Here is a 4289-nt window from a genome sequence, read left to right on the forward strand (position 1 = left end):
CCGATGGTACTGCAGGGGGGACCCTGTGGGAGAGTAGGACGCCGCCGAACAATCATTCCGAAGAACCCCCGATCCATTCCGGATCGGGGGTTCTTCGCGTTTTCGGGGCAATTCCCGAAAAGAGGTCGGGCACGGCATGGCGCCGTGCCCGACCGAGTGCTGACCTCGGGTCAGTCGCGCGGTGTCCCCACCGCGGTGCCCCAGTTGGGGCGGCTCTCCCAGTGGTCGGGGCTGTTGGTCAGCGGGGCGACGTTCGAGCCGTCGCTCTTCATGGTGTACAGCTCGGCACTGCCGTTGACCGGTGCCTGGGTGAAGGCGATCGCCGTGCCGTCGGGGGAGTAGGCGGCGGCACCGTAGACGACGTCGGACGGGCCGGGGGTGAGGGCGCCGATGGCCGTCCCGTCGGGGTGGACGGTGTAGATGCCGCCGCCCGGGGTGTTGTCGCCGCCGGCGGGGTAGGTGGTGAAGACGATCTGCGTGCCGTCGGGGGACCAGCTGGCCCGGTCGCCGGCGCGCAGCTCCCAGGGGGTGAGCCTGCGCAGGCCGGTGCCGTCGGCGTTGACGACGTAGAGGGCCCGGCTGTTTGCGGGCTGGCCGGTGGCGCTGGTCCGGTAGGAGAAGGCGAGCTGCTTGCCGTCGGGCGACCAGGTGGGGTCGGTGACGAGGCCGGAGTACGGCTTGTCGTTGGTCAGGAAGGTCAGCCGCTGGGCGTTGGTGCCGTCCGGGCTCATCAGGTAGAGGTCGCTGTACTGGGTCTGATTGGCCGTCGGGTCGGTGCTGCCCCAGGTGCGACTGAAGGCGATCTGCTTGCCGTCGGGGGAGAAGGCCGGGGTGACCTCCTCCTCGTTGGTGCAGTCGGGGGCACTGGCTTCGCAGAGCGGGCCGACCTGGTGGGCGTTCTCGCCGTCGGCGCCGATCGTCCAGATCCGGCCGGCGGAGTCGGCGCCGGCGCGGTCGAAGGCGACGGTGGTGCCGTCGGGAGACCAGTCGGGGTGGTCGTCGCGGGTCTGCGCGGGCGGCCGGGTGAGCTGGTGCGCGCCGCTGCCGTCGGGGGCGATGGCGAAGACGGCGCTGGTGGTGCGGTCGCTGGTGAGGAAGACCCGGCCGACGATCAAGCCGTTGTGCCGCGCGCTCGCCGCGGCCGCGAGGGCCGGGTCGGGTGGGGCCGAGACGGCGACGGCGGGTTCGGGCGCGAGGGTGGGAGTGGGCGTGGCGGGCGGTGTCTCCGCCCGGATCTCGCTGAGCGGGATCTCGCCCGGCTCGGCGCCGCATCCGGTGAGCAGGGCGCCGGCCAGCAGAAGGCCCGCACCTGCGCGGGCGCGGGTGCGGGCCGTAGTGGTGGGTGGCAGCTGCTGTGTGCCGGTCATCGGCGTGTCCTCTCCGTCTCCACCGCAGGACGAAGCCCCGGGGGAGCTGCCACTGTGGCAGAAGGAGAGTGCGGGTGAGCGGGCGACACGCGACGCTCCGGCGTCGATCGGTCACATGGAGTATGAAGAGCGGACCGTCTGGTTGACCGATGGAGTACGGAGGTTTTGCCGCCGTACCCCGGGCACGTGCGTCGGGCCGGGGGGATGCCCCGGCCCGGCGGGCGCGGGGGTCAGCCCCGGGCGGCGCGGCGCTCGGCCTTGGCGGCGGCCTCGGCCTCGTCCTCGGCCTCGGCGGCCTCCAGCGTCGGTGCCGTGCCGCCAAGGTGGGTGGGGAGCCACCAGGTGTCGTCCGGGCCGGTCGGCTTGCCGGGGTACTCGCGCTGGGCGCGCTCCAGCATCTCGCTCATCGCGGCACGGAGCCGGCGGGTGACCATGACCGGCTTGTCCGTGTCGGACAGCTCGATCGGCTCGCCGATCATGATGGTGACCGGGACGTGCCGCTTGGTGAGGGTCTTCGGGCGGCCCTTGGTCCAGAGCTGCTGGGTGCCCCAGAGCACGACCGGCAGCAGCGGGGCGCCGGAGTCGGCGGCCATGCGGGCGGCGCCGGTCTTGAACTTCTTCAGCATGAAGGAACGGCTGATGGTCGCCTCGGGGAAGACGCCGACCACCTCGCCCGCCCGCAGCGCGCGCACGGCGGCCTCGTAGGCGGGCTGGCCGTCGGTGCGGTCGACCGGGATGTGCTTCATGCCGCGCATCAGCGGGCCGGAGATCGCATGCTTGAAGACGTCGTCCTTGGCCATGAAGCGGGTCTTGCGCTTGCCTCCGCGGTAGGCGCCGAGGCCGGCGAAGAGGAAGTCCAGGTAGCTGATGTGGTTGCTGACCAGGACTGCCCCGCCCTTGGCGGGGATGTTCTCGGCGCCGACGATCTTGATGCGCACGTCGAGTGCGCGAAAGACGGTCAGTGCGGCGCCGATCACCGGCGGGTAGACGAACTCTGCCACGGTCAGTCCTGACTTCCACGGGCCTGGCGGCCCGGTAAGGCGGTACCCGGACCGGGCGTGGGGGCCGACCGGAGGCGCGGCACGCCGCGGCGGCACGGGCGATACACGGAGATGATCCCCCGAACGAGTGCCCGCTGTCACCTGAGCGGGGCCGTCGGGCTCGGCCGGGGGGTGTGATCTCCGTGATGGGGCGGGCGGGAACCTTTTGCCGCAGCCTCCGGTACCTGCTGCGTCGCGTGCCTCCCCCGGTCATAGGGAGCCCTCGGGTACCCCCGGCACCCGGTGGGGCCGGCCGTCAGGGCGTGGGGTCGAGGCGGCCCTGGGCGCGGCGGACGACCAGGTACATCTCGCAGCCGAGGCAGTAGCCGAAGGCGGCGTTGAGGAACGCCGCGGCGAGCGCGAAGCCGGCGGTGAGCAGGCCGAGCCAGGCCACACCGGTGAGGAAGCCGAGGGTGCCGATGGCGGCGAAGGCCAGGCCGACGCCCTGGGCGAAGCGCGGCGGCCGCTCGTCCTCGGTCGCGGTCGGGGGTGCGAGCCGGGGGCGGACCAGTGTCCGGAACACCCAGCCGTAGGGGGAGCGGTGCAGGCCGCCGACGGCGCCGAGGCCGAACACGACGGCCTGCAGCGCGAGCAGCAGGCCGCTGCCGGTGAGCAGGACGGCGATCAGGACGAGGGTGGTGAGCGCGGCGGCGAAGCGCGGGCCGCGGGGGTCGATCTGCACGGGGACTCCGGGAGGGGCGCGTGGCGGGGGCGGTGACGGGGTGCGTCAGCGACAGCGCGAGGCGGTGGCCCGGCACAGGTCGACCACACGGCGGGTGGTCAGCAGCGGCGGTGCGGGGCGGTCGGAGTTCACGCGGCGATGGTACGCGGGCGCGGCTCCGGCGGTCGACCGCTTTCGCCGGGGCGGGGCCCGGTCGACCGCCCGGTGGCCGGACGCCGTGCCGGGGCGCGGCGGGCCTGCCGCAGACTGGGGGGATGACCGGGTTGGTGGTGTGCGTTGTCGTGCTCGCGGTGGCGAGCGCGTTCGGGCTGCTGCGGACCGAGCGCGACGGGAGGCTGCGGGTGCGCACGAAGGACGGGGCGGTTCGGCTGTCGGAGGCGGAGCTGGGCGGGCCGCTGGGGGAGCGGGCCACCCTGGTGCAGTTCTCGACGGCCTTCTGCCAGCCCTGCCGGGCGACCCGGCGGGTGCTGGCCGAGGTGGCGGCGATGGTCGAGGGGGTGGCGCACGTGGAGCTGGACGCGGAGGCGCGGTTGGAGCTGGTCCGCCGGCTGGACGTCCTGCGGACGCCGACCGTGCTGGTGCTGGACGCGGAGGGGCGGGTGGTGCGCCGGGCCGCGGGGTTGCCGCGCAAGGCGGACGTGATCGCGGCCCTGGGCGAGGCCGTCTGACCCGGGCGCGCGCCTGCGGACCCGCGCGGAGCCGGGTGGGCGCCTGCCGGCGTGGGCGGGCCGGACACGCCGGACCGGGCGGCCGGGGGCGGATCCCGCCGTTCCGGCGGTGAATCTCGCCCCGGATGTGCCGCCCCGTCAGGTGGTGTCCGGCGCGGCCTGGGGCAGGATGGGCGACGACGGCAGTGCGGGCCGTTCCGCCGGCGGGGTCCGGTCCGGGCGTTCTCCGGGCCGTCCGGGCCTCCGGGCGGGGCGTCCGGGCCGGGCCCGGCGGCGTAAGCTACTGGCCAGTAGTGACCACTGAGCTACTGGCGAGTATGCTGCCAGAGAGTTCCGGACCGGCACGGGAACACGCTGCCCGGAGCGGGTGCGTGCCGCTTTCGCGCCCGCTTGCACAGCCGCAGCCGCCGGACGAGACCAGTACAGGAGACAGGCCGTGAGCTTGAGGATCGTTGTCTGTGTGAAGTACGTGCCGGACGCGACGGGTGACCGTCGGTTCGCGGACGACCACACCACCGACCGGGAGGGCGTG

The 4289-nt window shown here is 74.0% G+C and carries 4 protein-coding genes and 1 pseudogene; 2 read left to right on the forward strand and 3 right to left on the reverse strand.

Annotation, left to right across the window (positions count from 1 at the left end; genetic code table 11):
• Positions 1–170: 170 nt before the first annotated feature.
• The 3 genes from ACIPSC_RS38925 to ACIPSC_RS38935 form a co-directional block, all read right to left on the reverse strand.
• Positions 171–1367 carry a TolB family protein gene (locus ACIPSC_RS38925; RefSeq protein ID WP_400835122.1) on the reverse strand — a complete coding sequence of 399 codons (1197 nt, stop codon included), beginning with the start codon at positions 1365–1367 and terminating at the stop codon, positions 171–173.
• 230 nt (positions 1368–1597) lie between these two features.
• Positions 1598–2368: a lysophospholipid acyltransferase family protein gene (locus ACIPSC_RS38930; RefSeq protein ID WP_400835125.1), complete on the reverse strand. Its 771-nt coding sequence runs from the start codon at positions 2366–2368 to the stop codon at positions 1598–1600.
• Between the two features lie 295 nt (positions 2369–2663).
• The gene (locus ACIPSC_RS38935) at positions 2664–3089 is read right to left on the reverse strand and encodes a DUF4395 domain-containing protein (RefSeq protein ID WP_400835128.1); all 426 of its coding nucleotides are present in this window, start codon (positions 3087–3089) and stop codon (positions 2664–2666) included.
• A gap of 254 nt (positions 3090–3343) precedes the next feature.
• On the opposite strand from ACIPSC_RS38935, the gene ACIPSC_RS38940 reads away from it, so the two are divergent.
• Both ACIPSC_RS38940 and ACIPSC_RS38945 read left to right on the forward strand, forming a co-directional pair.
• Positions 3344–3757 carry a TlpA family protein disulfide reductase gene (locus ACIPSC_RS38940; RefSeq protein WP_400835131.1) on the forward strand — a complete coding sequence of 138 codons (414 nt, stop codon included), beginning with the start codon at positions 3344–3346 and terminating at the stop codon, positions 3755–3757.
• A 436-nt stretch (positions 3758–4193) separates the two neighbouring features.
• A pseudogene (locus tag ACIPSC_RS38945) lies at positions 4194–4289 on the forward strand (electron transfer flavoprotein subunit beta); the annotation flags it as partial.

The organism is Kitasatospora sp. NPDC090091 (assembly GCF_044747365.1).
Classification (GTDB): Bacteria; Actinomycetota; Actinomycetes; order Streptomycetales; family Streptomycetaceae; genus Kitasatospora.